Consider the following 16620-nt stretch of genomic DNA (forward strand, 5'->3'; position numbering starts at 1 on the left):
CTCCCCGTGCGAATCGCAGTCACCGGCTCCATCGCCACCGATCACCTCATGACCTTCCCCGGCCGTTTCGCCGACCAATTGGTCGCGGATCAGCTGCACACGGTCTCGCTGTCCTTCCTGGTCGACAACCTCGATGTGCGCCGGGGCGGTGTCGCCGCCAACATCTGCTTCGGCATGGGCCTGCTGGGTACCCGCCCGATCCTGGTCGGTGCCGCGGGCTCCGACTTCGACGAGTACCGCGCGTGGCTCGACCGCCACGGCGTCGACACCGGGTCGGTCCGGATCTCCGAGGTCCTGCACACCGCCCGTTTCGTCTGCACGACGGACGCGGACCACAACCAGATCGGTTCCTTCTACACGGGCGCGATGAGCGAGGCGCGGCTCATCGAGCTCAAGTCCGTCGCCGACCGTGTCGGCGGCCTCGACCTCGTCTCGATCGGCGCGGACGACCCCGAGGGGATGCTCCGCCACACCGAGGAGTGCCGCTCGCGCGGCATCCCGTTCGCCGCGGACTTCTCGCAGCAGATCGCGCGGATGGACGGCGACGAGATCCGGATCCTCCTGGACGGCGCCACCTACCTCTTCTCCAACGAGTACGAGAAGGGGCTCATCGAGTCCAAGACCGGCTGGAGCGACGCGGAGATCCTGGCCAAGGTCGGTCACCGGGTCACCACGCTCGGCGCCCGCGGCGTGCGGATCGAGCGGGCCGGCCACGAGCCGATCGAGGTCGGCTGCCCCGAGGAGGAGATCAAGGCCGACCCGACCGGTGTCGGCGACGCCTTCCGGGCCGGATTCCTCTCCGGTCTCGCCTGGGGCGTCGGTCTGGAGCGCGCCGCCCAGGTCGGCTGCATGCTCGCCACCCTGGTCATCGAGACGGTCGGTACCCAGGAGTACACCCTGCGCCGCGCCCACTTCATGGACCGCTTCACCAAGGCGTACGGCCACGACGCCGCCGCCGAGGTCCGTGCGCACCTGGGCTGATCCCGAAGGGGAGTCTCAGGTCAGCCGGCGGACCACATAGGCCGAGCCGCGGTCCGCCGGCTCCTCGCCCACGTACTCCTGGTCGCGCATCGCGCACCAGGCCGGGATGTCCAGCCGCGCCGCCTCGTCGTCGGAGAGCACGGTCACCGTCCCGCCCAGCGGTACGTCCCCGATCACCTTCGCGAGCTCGATCACGGGGACCGGGCAGCGCTTCCCGAGGGCGTCGACCACCAGGGACGCGGACGCGGCGGGGGAGGGGGGAGCCGAGACGGGCGCCCCCAGCCTCTCCCGTACCTCTGCCACCACCCGGGGCAGTACGCCCAGGAAGCGGTCGACATCCTCGTCCGTGGTGCCGGTCGGCAGCGACACCCGTACATTCCCCTCCGACAGCGCCCCCATGGCCCTGAGCACATGGCTCGGGGTCAGCGTGCTGCTGGTGCAGGAGGAACCGGACGACACGGAGAATCCGCAGCGGTCCAGTTCATGGAGCAGGGTCTCTCCGTCGACATAGAGACAGGAGAACGTCACCAGATGCGGCAGCCGCCGCACCGGATCGCCGACCACCTCCACATCGGGCACCAGTTGCGGCACCCGGGCCCTGATGCGGTCCACCAGGGCCCGCAGCCGTACGGACTCGGCCGCCGCCTCCGCCCGCACCGCCCGCAGCGAAGCCGCAGCGGCCACGATCGCCGGGATGTTCTCGAACCCCGCGGCCCGCCCCGACTCGCGCTCGTCGGCCGGGCCCTGAGCCGCGAACCGCACCCCCTTGCGCACCGCCAGCAGCCCGACCCCCGAGGGACCGCCCCACTTGTGCGCGCTCGCCGCCAGCAGCGACCAGCCGCCCGGCACCGGCCCCCAGCCCAGCGACTGGGCGGCGTCCACCAGCAGCGGCACCCCCGCCGCCCGGCAGGCCTCCGCGACCTCGGCCACCGGCTGTTCGGTGCCGACCTCGTGATTGGCGGACTGCAGACAGGCCAGCGCGGTGTCCTCGCGCAGCGCCTGCGCGTACGTCGCCGCGCTCACCGCCCCCGACCGGTCCACGACGACCTCGGAGACCGATCCGCCCTGGGCCTCGTGGGCGGCGGCCGAATGAAGCACGGAGGAGTGTTCGACCGCGGAGAAGACCAGATGGCGGCCGACACGCCGACGTCCCGCGAGGGCCCCGGAAACTCCCGAGTGCACCGCGCGCGTCCCCGAAGGAGTGAACGTGAGCTCGTCCGGGCGGCACCCCACGGCCTCCGCGGCGGCCTCCCGGGCCGCGTCCAGCAACAGCCGGGCCCGGCGTCCCTCGCGGTAGAGCCTGGCCGGGTCGGCCCACCCCTCGTCCAGCGCGGCAAGCAGAGCCTGGCGGGCGACGGGGTGCAGGGGAGCGGAGGAAGCGGCGTCGAAGTAGGGCACACGGCCACGCTAGCCCGCGCCGGGCCGCCACCCGGTGACGGGCCGCCCGCGCGCCCAGGAGAGGGGGCGTCAGATGGCTGCCTCGGGCCCGTACTCCACCCCTTCGGGGTGTCGGACGGCGCGTTGGGCACCCTCCCCGCGCGACCCCAAATAGCGTCCAGTAGGGTTTGGTCCGCATAAACATCCAAACCCCTGCCCGCGTCAGGGCGGCGACCGACCAGAAAGACGGCCGCGCCGACCGCGCGGGCGAGACTCTCGGGAAGGCGCTACGTGAGTCCCAACGGCTCCGACCGCTCGTCGCGGCGCCCGATGCGGCGGAAGCTGCCGCAGGTGCTGACTGCGGGCCTGGTCCTGGCGACCGCCACCGGTTGCACATACAAGGACTTCCCCCGTCTTGGTATGCCTACGCCGGTAACGGAAGAGGCGCCACGGATCCTTTCCCTCTGGCAGGGCTCGTGGGCGGCAGCGCTCGCCACGGGCGTGCTGGTCTGGGGTCTGATCCTGTGGAGCGTCATCTTCCACCGGCGCAGCCGCACCAAGGTCGAGGTTCCTACGCAGACCAGGTACAACATGCCCATCGAGGCGTTGTACACCGTGGTCCCTCTGATCATCGTCTCGGTGTTGTTCTACTTCACCGCGCGCGATGAATCGAAGCTCCTCACGCTCTCCCCCAAGCCCGCCCACACCATCAACGTGGTCGGCTACCAGTGGAGCTGGGGATTCAACTACATCGAGAACGTGGAAGGCTCGCCCTCCACGGGCAACAAGATCCCCAAGGAACTGGACGCCATCCCGGACAGGTTCCGGAAGGACTTCCCCAAGGGTGCTGGCGGCGTCTACGACTACGGCATCCCCGGGACGCGGAACCCGCAGAACGGCAACCCGGGTCCGACCCTGTGGCTGCCGAAGGGCGAGAAGGTCCGCTTCGTTCTGACTTCGCGTGACGTCATCCACTCCTTCTGGGTGGTGCCGTTCCTCATGAAGCAGGACGTCATTCCGGGCCACACCAATGCCTTCGAGGTGACTCCCAACCAGGAGGGCACCTTCATGGGCAAGTGCGCCGAGCTCTGTGGCGTCGACCACTCCCGGATGCTCTTCAACGTCAAGGTCGTCTCCCCGGAGCGCTACCAGGCGCACCTCAAGGAGCTGGCGAAGAAGGGCCAGACGGGCTACGTGCCGGCCGGTATCGCGCAGACTGACCCGGCCAGGAATGCGGAGACGAACAAACTGTGAGCATCCTCAACGAACCTCAGGGTGCCGCGGCAGCAGACGACTCGTACGAGGACGAGCTGCCGGTCCGGCGCAAGCAGCCGGGAAACGTCGTCATCAAGTGGCTGACCACCACTGACCACAAGACGATCGGCACGATGTACCTGGTCACGTCGTTCGTGTTCTTCTGCATCGGCGGTCTGATGGCGCTCATCATGCGCGCCGAGCTGGCCCGTCCCGGCACGCAGATCATGTCGAACGAGCAGTTCAACCAGGCGTTCACGATGCACGGCACGATCATGCTGCTGATGTTCGCGACGCCGCTGTTCGCCGGATTCGCGAACTGGATCATGCCGCTGCAGATCGGCGCGCCCGACGTGGCGTTCCCGCGGCTGAACATGTTCGCGTACTGGCTGTACCTCTTCGGCTCGCTCATCGCGGTGGCCGGCTTCCTCACCCCGCAGGGTGCGGCCGACTTCGGCTGGTTCGCCTATTCCCCGCTCTCGGACGCGGTCCGTTCGCCGGGTGTCGGCGCCGACATGTGGATCATGGGTCTGGCCTTCTCCGGCTTCGGCACGATCCTCGGTTCGGTCAACTTCATCACCACGATCATCTGCATGCGTGCTCCCGGCATGACGATGTTCCGCATGCCGATCTTCGTCTGGAACGTCCTGCTGACCGGTGTGCTGGTCCTGCTGGCCTTCCCGGTTCTCGCCGCCGCGCTCTTCGCGCTGGAGGCCGACCGCAAGTTCGGTGCGCATGTGTTCGACGCGTCCAACGGCGGCGCATTGCTCTGGCAACACCTCTTCTGGTTCTTCGGCCATCCAGAGGTGTACATCATCGCTCTGCCATTCTTCGGAATCATTTCCGAAGTGATTCCGGTGTTCAGTCGAAAGCCGATGTTCGGCTACATCGGTCTGATCAGCGCGACGATCGCCATCGCGGGCCTCTCCGTGACCGTGTGGGCTCACCACATGTACGTCACCGGCGGTGTGCTGTTGCCGTTCTTCTCGTTCATGACATTCCTCATCGCGGTGCCGACCGGTGTGAAGTTCTTCAACTGGATCGGCACGATGTGGAAGGGATCGTTGTCCTTCGAGACACCGATGCTCTGGGCCGTCGGCTTCCTGATCACCTTCACCTTCGGTGGTCTGACCGGTGTGATCCTGGCGTCGCCCCCGATGGACTTCCACGTCTCGGACTCGTACTTCGTCGTCGCGCACTTCCACTACGTCATCTTCGGCACCGTGGTCTTCGCGATGTTCTCCGGATTCCACTTCTGGTGGCCGAAGTTCACCGGCAAGATGCTGGACGAGCGGCTCGGCAAGATCACGTTCTGGACGCTGTTCGTGGGCTTCCACGGCACGTTCCTGGTGCAGCACTGGCTGGGTGCCGAGGGCATGCCGCGTCGTTACGCGGACTACCTCGCCGCGGACGGCTTCACCGCGCTGAACACGATCTCGACCATCTCCTCGTTCCTGCTCGGTCTGTCGATGCTGCCGTTCTTCTACAACGTGTGGAAGACCGCCAAGTACGGCAAGAAGGTCGAGGTCGACGACCCGTGGGGCTACGGCCGTTCGCTGGAGTGGGCGACCTCCTGCCCGCCGCCGCGGCACAACTTCCTCACCCTGCCGCGGATCCGTTCCGAGTCCCCGGCGTTCGACCTGCATCACCCGGAGATCGCGGCGCTCGAGCAGCTGGAGCACCACTCCGAGGATGACAAGGCCCTCGCTGGTGGCAAGGAGGCCGGCAAGTGAAGATCCAGGGCAAGATGTTCATCTGGCTGAGCGTCTTCATGCTCGCCATGGCCATCACGTACGGCGTGTGGTCGAAGGAGCCGGCCGGTACCACCGCGCTCTTCCTGGCCTTCGGCCTGAGCGTCATGATCGGCTTCTACCTGGCCTTCACGGCCAGGCGGGTCGACGCCATGGCCCAGGACAACAAGGAAGCCGATGTCGCGGACGAGGCCGGCGAGGTGGGGTTCTTCTCCCCGCACAGCTGGCAGCCGCTCGCGCTGGCGATCGGCGGCGCCATGGCCTTCCTGGGCATCGTCTTCGGCTGGTGGCTGCTCTACTTCTCGACCCCGGTCATCCTGATCGGTCTGTTCGGCTGGGTCTTCGAGTACTACCGCGGTGAGAACCGCACCCAGTGACCTGGCGTCACCGCTCCACCTGACGGGGGGCCTGTACTTCTCCACCAGAAGAAGTACAGGCCCCCCGTTTGGAGTCACATAGCGCGCTTATAGGGATGAATCTTCATAGCGTGTGTGCATGAACCACACGCCGCGCTTCCGCCCCGTAGTGAGCTGCACTCTGCTGGTCGTGACCCTGGTCGCAGGTGTGACCGCGTGCGGGGGGTCCGACGGCCACCCGCTCGCGGCGAAACCGTACGACGCCGTGGACGAGATCTCCGCCAACGTCTCCGACGGCGACGAGAAGGTCGACTCCGACAAGCCGCTCGAACTCACTGTCGACGGTGACGACGGCCGGATCACGGACGTCACGGCCGTGGACGCGGCGGGACGCCATCTGGCGGGCGAGCTCGACGCCGACGGGAGGCGCTGGCACGCCACCTCCCCGCTCGCCGCGGGTACCCGCTACACGGTCCGGGTCAGCATGGAGGACGGCGACGGCGATCCGGGCAGCCGTACGCTCTCCTTCGGGACCACCTCCGCCAAGAAGTTCCTGAAGGTCGCCTTCGGACCTCAGGCGGGCACCTACGGCGTCGGACAGCCCATCACGGCCGAACTCAGCGCTCCGATCAAGGACAAGGCGTCCAGGGCCATCGTGGAGCGCGCGCTGCGGGTCCGTTCCACGCCCGCCGTGACCGGCTCCTGGTACTGGGTCGACGACAAGACCCTGCACTACCGCCCCGAGGAGTACTGGCCCGCCAGGGCCACCATCGACGTCACCAGCGGCCTGGCCGGGGTCAAGGTCACCGGCGGCCTGTACGGGGCCCCCACGAAGGCGCTGAGGCTCACCACCGGCGACCGCATCGAGGCCATCACCGACGCCGCCGCGCACACGATGACGGTCAAGCGCGACGGGAAGGTGATCAACACCATTCCGGTGACCACCGGCAAACCGGGCTTCGCCACCCGAAACGGTGTCAAGGTCGTGCTGGCCAAGGAATACGCCGTACGCATGCGCGGTGAGACGATCGGCATCTCGGAGAACTCGTCCGACTCGTACGACCTGATGGTCTACTACGCGACGCGCGTGACGTGGAGCGGCGAGTACGTGCACGCGGCCCCCTGGTCCACCGGTTCGCAGGGGTACGCGAACGTCAGCCACGGCTGTACGGGGATGACCACCGGCCTGGCCGAGTGGTTCTACAACACCGTGCGCACGGGCGACATCGTCCAGGTCGTCGGCAGCCAGGGCGCGACGATGACGCCGTTCGACAACGGCTACGGCGACTGGAACCTCTCCTGGGCCAAATGGCTGAAGGGCAGCGCGCTGCAGAACAACACCGCTCCGGACCGCACGGACACGATCCAGGCGGCGCGACTGCGCCCCGAGGTCTGACCGGCCCGGGGGGTGCGCCGCCCCTCAGAGCCTGTCGGGTGGCCTCCCGACAGGCTCTCAGCGGGGCCGCGGACGGATCCGCGGCGGGCCTCAGGCCATGCAGAGCCTGTTGCGCAGCAGAGCGGCCAGGGCGTCCGCGAACTCGACCGGCTCGACCGGCAGGGTCACCGCGGCGTCCGCACGGCTCCACGTGGCCAGCCAGGCATCCTGCGGGCGCCCCATCAGCAGCAGGACGGGCGGGCAGTGGAAGATCTCGTCCTTGATCTGACGGCAGACGCCCATACCGCCCGCGGGCGCCGCCTCGCCGTCCAGCACGCAGACATCGATGCCGCCGTTGTCCAGTGCCTCAAGGACGGCGGGCAGGGTGGCGCACTCGAGGAACTCCACCGGTGGCACGTCGGCAGCCGGCCTGCGCCCGGCTGCCAGCCTCACCTGCTCACGGGTGTTGGCGTCGTCGCTGTAGACCAGGACCGTGGCGGTCGGCTGCATTGTTCCTCCGTGACATCTGTGTCTTCGGGGCTTTCCGGGCATGAACCGATGCGCGGATCGTACTCCGCCCGATGGCCTGTCAGCACCGCCCGGGACGGCGGATTCATGGGCTGTTCGGGGAGGGCACACCCTGTTGACACACCGAACGGCACCCCCCGGAGTGAGGGCGGGATAAGGGACCGACATAATGTCGGTCGTGGCGACAGCAACGACAGTAGAAACCGGGCACGCGCACCCGTCGGTCAATCGACCGAACCTCACCAGCGTCGGAACCATCATCTGGTTGAGTTCCGAGCTGATGTTCTTCGCGGCCCTCTTCGCGATGTACTTCACCCTGCGATCGGTGACGGGACCGGACCACTGGAAGGAAATGGCTTCGGCCCTGAACTTCCCGTTCTCCGCGACGAACACCACGATCCTGGTGCTCTCCTCACTCACCTGCCAGCTCGGCGTCTTCGCCGCGGAGCGGGGCGACGTGAAGAAGCTCCGTACCTGGTTCGTGATCACTTTCGTGATGGGTGCGATCTTCATCGGAGGCCAGGTCTTCGAGTACACCGAGCTGGTGAAGAAGGACGGCCTCTCGCTGTCCTCGGACCCGTACGGCTCGGTGTTCTACCTGACGACCGGCTTCCACGGGCTGCACGTGACAGGCGGGCTCATCGCCTTCCTGCTCGTTCTGGGCAGGACGTACGCAGCCAAGAGGTTCACCCACGAACAGGCGACCGCCGCCATCGTCGTGTCCTATTACTGGCACTTCGTCGATGTCGTGTGGATCGGCCTCTTCGCCACGATCTACATGATCAAGTAACCGGGCTCGAACCCGAACCACATCCAGCATCGACGCAGAAGATCCTGACACCGGGGTAATCCGTGAAAAAGCTCTCCGCACGACGACGCCATCCGTTGGCGGCGGTCGTCGTACTACTCCTCGCGCTGGCGGCCACTGGGGGGCTGTACGCCGCGTTTGCGCCCGCGAGTAAGGCGCAGGCCGACGACACCGCCCAGTCCCTTGCCATCGACGAGGGCAAGAAGCTGTACTCCGTCGGTTGCGCCAGCTGCCACGGAACCGGCGGTCAGGGCACCACCGACGGGCCGAGCCTGGTCGGCGTGGGCTCCGCCGCCGTGGACTTCCAGGTCGGTACGGGACGCATGCCGGCGCAGCAGCCGGGTGCCCAGGTACCGAAGAAGAAGGTCATCTACAGCCAGGCCGAGATCGACCAGCTCGCGGCGTACGTCGCGTCGCTCGGCGCCGGTCCGATCGTTCCGACCAAGAGCCAGGTCAGCCCTGAAGGCGCGGACATCGCCAAGGGTGGCGAACTGTTCCGCACCAACTGCGCGCAGTGCCACAACTTCACCGGCCAGGGTGGTGCGCTGACGAACGGCAAGTACGCGCCCAGCCTCGAAGGCGTGAGCCCGAAGCACCTCTACGAGGCCATGCAGACCGGCCCGCAGAGCATGCCGTCCTTCCCGGACACGACGATGCCCGAGCAGCAGAAGCGGGACATCATCGCGTACGTCCAGACCGTGAACGGCGCCCAGACCGAGAACCCGGGCGGTCTCACGCTGGGCGGCCTGGGGCCGGTCAGCGAGGGCCTGTTCGCCTGGATCTTCGGACTCGGCGCACTGATCGCAGTTGCCATTTGGGTCGCGGCCCACACCGCTAAGGCCAAGAAGTCATGAGTAGCCAAGAGATTCCAGACGAGAACCTGCCCGCTGAGCAGGGCACCGCGCACGTCGCGGTAGAGGTCGCGGACGACCCGTTCGCCGACCCGGGGCTGCCGGCCCACAAGCCGCGCATCCAGGACATCGACGAGCGGGCCGCGAAGCGCTCCGAGCGCGCCGTGGCATTCATGTTCACGCTGTCCATGCTGGCGACGATCGGCTTCATCGCCTCGTACGTCATCTTCCCGGTCGACAAGATCGTGTACATCTGGCCCTTCGGCCATGTGAGCGCGCTCAACTTCTCCCTGGGTCTGACCCTGGGCGTGGCCCTCTTCACGATCGGCGCGGGTGCCGTCCACTGGGCGCGCACCCTGATGTCCGACGTGGAGGTCGCCGACGACCGGCACGCCATCGAGGCCGAGCCGGAGGTCAAGGCGAAGGTTCTCGCCGACTTCGCGGCAGGTGCCGAGGAGTCCGCGTTCGGCCGGCGCAAGCTGATCCGCAACACCATGTTCGGTGCGCTGGCCCTGGTGCCGCTCTCCGGGGTGATGCTGCTGCGCGACCTCGGTCCGCTGCCGGAGAAGAAGCTCCGCAACACCCTGTGGGCCAAGGGCAAGCAGCTCATCAACATGAACACGATGGAGCCGCTGCGTCCCGAGGACGTCGCCGTCGGTTCGCTGACCTTCGCCATGCCCGAGGGCCTGTCGGAGGACGCGGAGGACTTCCAGAATCAGATCGCCAAGGCCGCGCTGATGATCATCCGCATCGAGCCGCAGAACATCAAGGACAAGCGCGAGCGCGAGTGGGCCCACGAGGGAATCGTGGCCTTCTCCAAGATCTGCACGCACGTCGGCTGCCCGATCAGCCTGTACGAGCAGCAGACGCACCACGTGCTCTGCCCGTGCCACCAGTCCACCTTCGACCTCTCCGACGGCGCCCGCGTCATCTTCGGTCCGGCCGGTCACGCCCTTCCGCAGCTGCGGATCGGTGTCAACAGCGAGGGCAACCTCGAGGCGCTCGGTGACTTCGAAGAGCCCGTCGGTCCTGCATTCTGGGAGCGCGGATGAGTACTGCGACCACCAACCCGTCCGGTGCCGCCGCACCGGGCAATCGCAAGGCGCCCGCCGGTGAGCGGGTGGCCGACTGGGCGGACGGCCGGCTCGGGATCTACTCCCTGGCCAAGGCCAACATGCGCAAGATCTTCCCGGACCACTGGTCCTTCATGCTCGGTGAGATCGCCCTCTACAGCTTCATCATCATCATCCTCACGGGTGTGTATCTGACGCTGTTCTTCCACCCGAGCATGAACGAGGTCGTGTACCACGGCTCGTACGAGCCGATGCAGGGCATCCGGATGTCCGAGGCCTACGCCTCGACGCTGGACATCAGCTTCGACGTCCGCGGTGGTCTGCTGGTCCGGCAGATCCACCACTGGGCCGCGCTGATCTTCCTGGCCGGCATGTTCGTGCACATGATGCGCGTCTTCTTCACGGGTGCGTTCCGCAAGCCGCGTGAGATCAACTGGCTGTTCGGCTTCCTGCTGTTCGTGCTGGGTATGTTCACCGGCTTCACCGGCTACTCGCTCCCGGACGACCTGCTGTCCGGTACGGGTGTCCGCTTCACCCAGGGCGCGATCCTGTCGATGCCGATCGTCGGCACGTACATCTCGATGTTCCTGTTCGGCGGAGAGTTCCCCGGTCACGACTTCGTCGCCCGGTTCTACTCGATCCACATCCTGCTGCTGCCGGGCATCATGCTCGGCCTGCTGGTGGCGCACCTGATCCTGGTCTTCTACCACAAGCACACGCAGTTCGCGGGTCCGGGCCGCACCAACAAGAACGTCGTCGGTATGCCGCTGCTGCCGGTGTACATGGCGAAGGCCGGTGGCTTCTTCTTCCTGGTCTTCGGCATCATCGCCGTCATCGCGGCCATCGCGTCGATCAACCCGATCTGGGCCATCGGCCCGTACCGCCCGGACCAGGTGTCCACCGGTGCCCAGCCCGACTGGTACATGGGCTTCGCCGAGGGTCTGATCCGAGTGATGCCCGGCTGGGAGATCAACCTCTGGGGTCACACGCTCGTCCTGGGTGTGTTCATCCCGCTGATGGCCTTCGGACTGGTGCTCGCGATCATCGCGGTCTACCCGTTCGTCGAGTCCTGGGTCACCGGGGACAAGCGCGAGCACCACATCCTGGACCGCCCGCGCAACGCTCCGACCCGGACGGCCTTCGGTGTCGCCTGGATCACCGAGTACGTCATCGTCTTCATCGGCGGTGGCAACGACCTGTGGGCCACGCACTTCCACCTGTCGCTGAACGCCATCTCCTGGTTCGTCCGGATCTTCATCTTCGTGGGCCCGGTCATCGCGTTCGTCGCCACCCGGCGGATCTGCCTCGGCCTCCAGCGCCGCGACAAGGAGAAGGTGCTGCACGGACGCGAGTCCGGCATCATCAAGCGCCTGCCGCACGGTGAGTTCGTCGAGATCCACGAGCCGCTCGGTCCCGAGCAGCTGCACACGCTCACCGCGCACGAGCAGTACAAGCCGGTCGAGATCGGCCCGACGGTCGACGAGAACGGTGTCGAGCGCAAGGTGTCCGCCCTGCAGAAGCTGCGGGCCAGGCTCAGCAAGGGCTACTACGGCGAGAACAACCAGATCGCCAAGCCCACCGTCGAGGAGTACAAGGAGATCACCAGCGGCCACGGTCACCACTGATCGCCTGAACTGATCGCCACAGCAGGAGCCCCGTCCATCCGATGGACGGGGCTCTTCGCTGTCCGCGGCGCTCGATAGGGTGGGCCTTACCCCTTTTTTCGGCTGTGGACCCCAGGAGCGGACCATGAACGTTGTGACCCCGGTCGGCGGCGACAGCGTGGCGGACCGTTCCTGGCCCGGCCTGCTGAGCCCCCTGCTGCGCGGCGAGAACCTGACCGCGGAGGACACCGCGTGGGCGATGGACCGCATCATGAGCGGCGAGGCGAGCGATGTGCAGATCGCCGGTTTCGCGGTGGCCCTGCGTGCCAAGGGCGAGACGGTCGACGAGGTGTCGGGCCTGGTGCGTGCGATGTACGAGCACGCCAACACCATCCACGTGCCCGGTCGCACGGTCGACATCGTCGGCACCGGCGGCGATCTCGCCAAGACGGTCAACATCTCCACGATGTCGGCGATCGTCATCGCGGGCACCGGTGCCAAGGTCGTCAAGCACGGCAACCGCGCCTCCTCCTCGGCGAGCGGTTCCTCCGACGTGCTGGAGAAGCTCGGCGTCAATCTGGAGCTCAGTGCGCAGCGGGTGGTCGAGGTGGCCGAGGAGGCGGGCATCACCTTCTGCTTCGCGGTGAAGTTCCACCCCGCCCTGCGGTACGCGGCCAAGGCCCGCAAGGAGCTCGGTGCCCAGACCACCTTCAACATCCTCGGACCGCTCACCAACCCGGCCAGGGTGCGCTCGCAGGCCATCGGCGTGGCCGATCTGCGGATGGCGCCGATCGTCGCGGGCGTCCTCGCGGAGCGCGGCAACTCCGCGCTGGTCTTCCGCGGTGACGACGGCCTGGACGAGCTGACGACGACCGCTACCTCGCGCGTCTGGGTGGTCCGGGACGGATCGGTGCGCGAGGAGGCGTTCGACCCGCGCGACGTCGGCCTTCAGTTGGTGCCGGCACAGGCGCTGCGCGGCGCCGACGCCTCGTACAACGCGGATGTGGCGCGCCGGGTGCTGGCCGGCGAGCACGGGCCCGTACGGGAGGCCGTGCTGCTCAACTCGGCGGCCGCACTGGTCGCCCTGGACCCGACGGACGGCACGCTGAACGAGCAGATCGCCGCCGGGATCGCGAAGGCCGCCGAGTCCATCGACTCCGGTGCGGCGCGGCGCGCGCTGGAGCGCTGGGTGGCGGTCAGCAACGCCTGAGAGCCTGTCGGGTGGCCTCCGACCGGGCGGCCACGCCCTGGCACGCACGCTTCCCGCGTCGTCGTCGGTCGCCGACGCTCCGCGTCGACTCCCTCCTCCGCCTCGGAATCGCACGCACCAGACCGCGCCCGCCATCCGATCCGAGGCCACCCGACAGGCTCTGAGAGCCTGTCGGGTGACGTGGGGCGCGGTCCGGATCCTGGACCGCGCCTTGCGCGTTCTTGTACGTATGGCAAGATGCTGCGCAGGTCATGAGTGACAGCGACTACGGCCCCGGCCCGCTGTCCGGCAACCCTCCGTCCGTGGCGGGGTGCCCCGGGTGAAGACCAGGCCGTAGGCAGCGAGGTCTGCGGCAAGCGCGGGCCCCTCGGCATCTGTGAATGCCAACCCCCGGGGTCCTGGTCCCTAGGGAGTCTCTTGTGAGCACGCGAATGCGATAGGGCTTCTCAGCCCTCCTCCGCACCCCCTTTTTCACTTTCCGCTGCGCTGCCGCGTATCCGTCGGCGCATGCAATTCGCCTGCCTCTTACGGGAGTTCGCCATGTCTGTCTTCACCGCTGCCGCCGACCAGTCGCTTTGTGCCCCTCTGCCGGTTCTGGGTAAGGATGTAACGGTTCCGCTGGTCACGGGTGGTGAAGTCACCTATGCGGCGCTCGACTACGCCGCCAGTGCCCCGGCTCTCCAGCGCGTCTGGGACGACGTCGCCGCGTACGCCCCGTACTACGGCAGCGTCCACCGTGGCGCCGGGTACCTCTCGCAGCTCTCCACGGACCTCTTCGAGAACAGCCGCGCGACCGTCGCCGAGTTCCTCGGCTGCCGCGCGGACGATCAGGTGATCTTCACCCGGTCGACCACCGACTCCCTCAACCTGCTGGCCGCCGTCGTCCCCGCCGACTGCCAGGTCTTCGTCTACGAGACCGAGCACCACGCCTCCCTGCTGCCGTGGCGCGACGCCCGGGTGACCTATCTGAACGCTCCGCGCACCCCGGCGCAGGCCGTCGAGACGCTGGAGCGCGCGCTCGCCGACCGTGACCCCTACGGCCCCGCGCTGGTCTGCGTGACCGGTGCTTCCAACGTCACCGGTGAGCTGTGGCCGGTCAAGGAACTGGCGGCTGCCGCGCACGCACACGGTGCCCGGATCGTGCTGGACGCCGCGCAGCTCGCCCCGCACCACCCCGTCGACATCGCCGAGCTGGACGTCGACTGGGTGGCCTTCTCCGGGCACAAGCTGTACGCGCCGTTCGGCTCGGGTGTGCTCGCGGGCCGGGCCGACTGGCTGCAGAACGCCGAGCCGTACCTGGCCGGCGGCGGTGCCTCCCGCAAGGTCGCCCGCCGTACCGACGGCGGGGTGGAGGTCGAGTGGCACTCCACCGCGGCCCGCCACGAGGCCGGTTCCCCCAATGTCATCGGCGTGTACTCCATCGCCTCCGCCTGCAAGGCGCTCACCGAGGCGGGCTTCGACCGCCTCGTCGCCCGGGAGCAGCACCTCGTCGCCGCGGTCCGGGCCGGTCTCGCCGACGTCCCCGAGGTCAAGGTGCTCTCGCTGTTCGGCGACGACGCCCCGCGGGTCGGCGTGATCTCGTTCGTGGTGGAGGGATGGAACAGCTCGCACTTCGCCGCCGCACTCTCCGCCGAGTACGGCATCGGGGTCCGCGACGGCCTGTTCTGCGCCCATCCGCTGGTCCGTACCCTGCTCGGCAGTGACCCGCAGGAGGTCGGCGAGTGCGGCGCGCCGGAGGCCGAGCCGGGTGAGCTCCCCCTGAACGCGATCCGGGTGAGCTTCGGCGCCGGTACGCCGGACGAGCACATCGAGCGCTTCGTCCGCGCGGTCGGGGAGCTGGTGAGCAAGGGGGCTCAGTGGAAGTACCGCACCGAGGGCGGCCGCTGCGTCCCGGACCGGGGAGCGGCGCAGCTCTGACGCGTGCGCAACGCTTCGGCGGGGGACGGGCGCTCGAACGGCCCTTCCCCCGCCGGAGCGTTACGCCGTAAGGAGGGTGTGTCTACGCGTCGAGGCCGATGGCGAAGGCGGCCTCCAGGTCATGCTGCGAGTACGTACGGAAGGCCACGTGCGTGTCGGTGGCCTCGACGCCGGGGATCTTGCTGATCCGCCCGGGGATGACGTCCGCCAGATCGTCGTGCTTGGCCACCCGGACCATGGCGATCAGGTCGTACGTACCGGTGACCGAGAAGACCTCGCTGACGCTGTCCAGCGCGGCGATGGCCTCGGCGATCTCGGGAATCCGGTCCACGCTGGTTTTGATGAGCACGATCGCGGTGATCACGGCTGGCTTTCTCCCTCGGTGGCCGTGGCTGGAGTCTTCACTCTATCCGTACGCCGATAACGTCCCCAGGCGTAGAGGAAGCCGAGGGCGAAGCCGACCACATGGGCCAGATAGGCCACCCCGGGCCCTCCGCTGCCCGCGCTCTGGACCGCCAGCCACTGCAGGACGAACCAGAAGATCAGCACGATCCAGGCGGGGAAACGCAGCGGCAGGAAGAAGAGGAACGGGAACAGGCTGGTGACCCGGGCCTTGGGGAACAGGTACAGGAAGGCCCCGAGCACCGCCGAGATCGCCCCCGACGCGCCGACGAGCGTCTGGTCGGACGTGGCGTGCGCGGCGGCGTAGGCGACCAGGGCGAGATAGCCGCACGCGAGGTAGAAGAGGGTGAACTCGATACGGCCCATGCGCTCCTCGGCCATCGCCCCGAACACGTACAGGAAGAGCATGTTGCCCAGCAGGTGCAGCCAGCTGCCGTGCACGAAGAGAGCGGTGAGCGGGGTGAGCAGAGCGTGCGCGGAGCCGTCCCACAGCTCGCTCGGGATCACGCCCCACCGTTCGAAGTACCCGGCCTGGGCGGCGAGCAGGGCGTCGGCGGTGGCGTAGGAGGAGTCGAAGCCGGAGAGCGGGCTGATCAGGAAGATCAGACAGCACAGGGCGATCAGGGCATAGGTCACCGCCGGTCCGCGCGAGGTGACCGTCCGTAGGAGTCCGCTGGTCAATCCGGAGCCCGCAGCCCGCCGATCGATCATGAACAGAGCATGACGCAAGCGGAGGGAACGGGACAGAGCGCCTCGCCGTGTCGGGGGGTCGCGGTGAGGCCGTAGGGTTACGGCAGGACATCCGCAGTTCGACGGCGCACCGCGAGATCCTTGAAGCAGGCGGCACGACGAGGCTCGACGAAAGAGGACGCAACGATGACGACGGTTCCGCAGATGACCGATGGGACCCGCTGGCGCTGCACGCTCTGCGGAAATCTCACGCGCTTCGACGTGACCCGCTCCTCCAAGGTCGTCGAATACGTCCATCTCGACCTGGCCGGGGAGTCCACCGTCGAGGAACGCGAGGTGGTCAGTGAGACCATCGAGTCGGTGCGCTGCCGTTGGTGCAACGCGGTGGACCAGATCGAACTGGTGGACAGGCCGGGTGCCGACTCCTGACGGAGCCGTGCGGA

At 67.8% G+C, this 16620-nt stretch carries 16 protein-coding genes and 1 riboswitch; of the genes, 12 read left to right on the forward strand and 4 right to left on the reverse strand.

The window, feature by feature from the left end; translation table 11 throughout:
• Nucleotides 1-6: 6 nt before the first annotated feature.
• Nucleotides 7-981, forward strand: a complete 975-nt coding sequence (locus ACIQCZ_RS21725) for a carbohydrate kinase family protein (RefSeq protein WP_402284286.1) — start codon at nt 7-9, stop codon at nt 979-981.
• Nucleotides 982-996: 15 nt separating this feature from the next.
• Here ACIQCZ_RS21725 and ACIQCZ_RS21730 read toward each other — a convergent pair whose 3' ends face one another.
• Nucleotides 997-2379 carry a cysteine desulfurase/sulfurtransferase TusA family protein gene (locus ACIQCZ_RS21730; RefSeq protein ID WP_402284289.1) on the reverse strand — a complete coding sequence of 461 codons (1383 nt, stop codon included), beginning with the start codon at nt 2377-2379 and terminating at the stop codon, nt 997-999.
• Nucleotides 2380-2649: 270 nt separating this feature from the next.
• Here ACIQCZ_RS21730 and coxB point away from each other — a divergent pair, with 270 nt between their 5' ends.
• The 4 genes from coxB to ACIQCZ_RS21750 all read left to right on the forward strand — a co-directional run bounded on the left by coxB (nt 2650) and on the right by ACIQCZ_RS21750 (nt 7115).
• Nucleotides 2650-3612, forward strand: a complete 963-nt coding sequence (gene coxB, locus ACIQCZ_RS21735; protein ID WP_376209748.1) for a cytochrome c oxidase subunit II — start codon at nt 2650-2652, stop codon at nt 3610-3612.
• The gene (gene ctaD / locus ACIQCZ_RS21740) at nt 3609-5345 is read left to right on the forward strand and encodes a cytochrome c oxidase subunit I (protein WP_351078273.1); all 1737 of its coding nucleotides are present in this window, start codon (nt 3609-3611) and stop codon (nt 5343-5345) included. Before coxB ends, ctaD begins: the two co-directional genes overlap by 4 nt.
• Nucleotides 5342-5740, forward strand: a complete 399-nt coding sequence (locus ACIQCZ_RS21745) for a cytochrome c oxidase subunit 4 (RefSeq protein WP_391740050.1) — start codon at nt 5342-5344, stop codon at nt 5738-5740. The genes ctaD and ACIQCZ_RS21745 overlap by 4 nt, the downstream gene beginning before the upstream one ends.
• 118 nt (nt 5741-5858) lie before the next feature.
• Complete coding sequence (locus ACIQCZ_RS21750) at nt 5859-7115, forward strand: Ig-like domain-containing protein (protein ID WP_402284292.1); 1257 nt, start codon at nt 5859-5861, stop codon at nt 7113-7115.
• A 90-nt stretch (nt 7116-7205) separates the two neighbouring features.
• Here the strand turns inward: ACIQCZ_RS21750 and ACIQCZ_RS21755 are convergent, their stop codons facing one another.
• Nucleotides 7206-7604 carry a hypothetical protein gene (locus tag ACIQCZ_RS21755; protein WP_351078266.1) on the reverse strand — a complete coding sequence of 133 codons (399 nt, stop codon included), beginning with the start codon at nt 7602-7604 and terminating at the stop codon, nt 7206-7208.
• A 187-nt stretch (nt 7605-7791) separates the two neighbouring features.
• Between ACIQCZ_RS21755 and ACIQCZ_RS21760 the strand changes: the two genes are divergently transcribed.
• From ACIQCZ_RS21760 to ACIQCZ_RS21785, 6 genes are all read left to right on the forward strand, one after another.
• A complete protein-coding gene (locus ACIQCZ_RS21760; RefSeq protein WP_114244128.1) occupies nt 7792-8412 on the forward strand; it encodes a heme-copper oxidase subunit III in 621 nt (206 codons plus the stop codon).
• 62 nt (nt 8413-8474) lie between these two features.
• On the forward strand, nt 8475-9284 hold the full coding sequence (locus tag ACIQCZ_RS21765) for a c-type cytochrome (protein WP_402284296.1): 810 nt from the start codon (nt 8475-8477) through the stop codon (nt 9282-9284).
• Entirely contained in the window at nt 9281-10333 is a 1053-nt protein-coding gene (locus tag ACIQCZ_RS21770; protein ID WP_402284299.1) for a Rieske 2Fe-2S domain-containing protein, read from the forward strand. Before ACIQCZ_RS21765 ends, ACIQCZ_RS21770 begins: the two co-directional genes overlap by 4 nt.
• Entirely contained in the window at nt 10330-11979 is a 1650-nt protein-coding gene (locus tag ACIQCZ_RS21775; protein WP_402284301.1) for a cytochrome bc complex cytochrome b subunit, read from the forward strand. The genes ACIQCZ_RS21770 and ACIQCZ_RS21775 overlap by 4 nt, the downstream gene beginning before the upstream one ends.
• A gap of 124 nt (nt 11980-12103) precedes the next feature.
• Nucleotides 12104-13168 carry an anthranilate phosphoribosyltransferase gene (trpD, locus tag ACIQCZ_RS21780; protein WP_402284304.1) on the forward strand — a complete coding sequence of 355 codons (1065 nt, stop codon included), beginning with the start codon at nt 12104-12106 and terminating at the stop codon, nt 13166-13168.
• A 247-nt stretch (nt 13169-13415) separates the two neighbouring features.
• Nucleotides 13416-13533: riboswitch (SAM riboswitch) on the forward strand.
• A gap of 175 nt (nt 13534-13708) precedes the next feature.
• On the forward strand, nt 13709-15085 hold the full coding sequence (locus tag ACIQCZ_RS21785) for an aminotransferase class V-fold PLP-dependent enzyme (RefSeq protein WP_402284306.1): 1377 nt from the start codon (nt 13709-13711) through the stop codon (nt 15083-15085).
• 82 nt (nt 15086-15167) lie between these two features.
• Here ACIQCZ_RS21785 and ACIQCZ_RS21790 read toward each other — a convergent pair whose 3' ends face one another.
• Nucleotides 15168-15449, reverse strand: a complete 282-nt coding sequence (locus ACIQCZ_RS21790; protein ID WP_093543818.1) for an Lrp/AsnC family transcriptional regulator — start codon at nt 15447-15449, stop codon at nt 15168-15170.
• On the reverse strand, nt 15446-16198 hold the full coding sequence (locus ACIQCZ_RS21795; RefSeq protein ID WP_402284307.1) for a rhomboid family intramembrane serine protease: 753 nt from the start codon (nt 16196-16198) through the stop codon (nt 15446-15448). Before ACIQCZ_RS21795 ends, ACIQCZ_RS21790 begins: the two co-directional genes overlap by 4 nt.
• A gap of 165 nt (nt 16199-16363) precedes the next feature.
• Here ACIQCZ_RS21795 and ACIQCZ_RS21800 point away from each other — a divergent pair, with 165 nt between their 5' ends.
• Nucleotides 16364-16606, forward strand: a complete 243-nt coding sequence (locus ACIQCZ_RS21800) for a hypothetical protein (RefSeq protein WP_351078249.1) — start codon at nt 16364-16366, stop codon at nt 16604-16606.
• The last annotated feature ends 14 nt before the right edge of the window (nt 16607-16620 follow it).

The sequence above is a fragment of the Streptomyces sp. NPDC093149 genome (assembly GCF_044754145.1).
Taxonomy (GTDB): domain Bacteria; phylum Actinomycetota; class Actinomycetes; order Streptomycetales; family Streptomycetaceae; genus Streptomyces.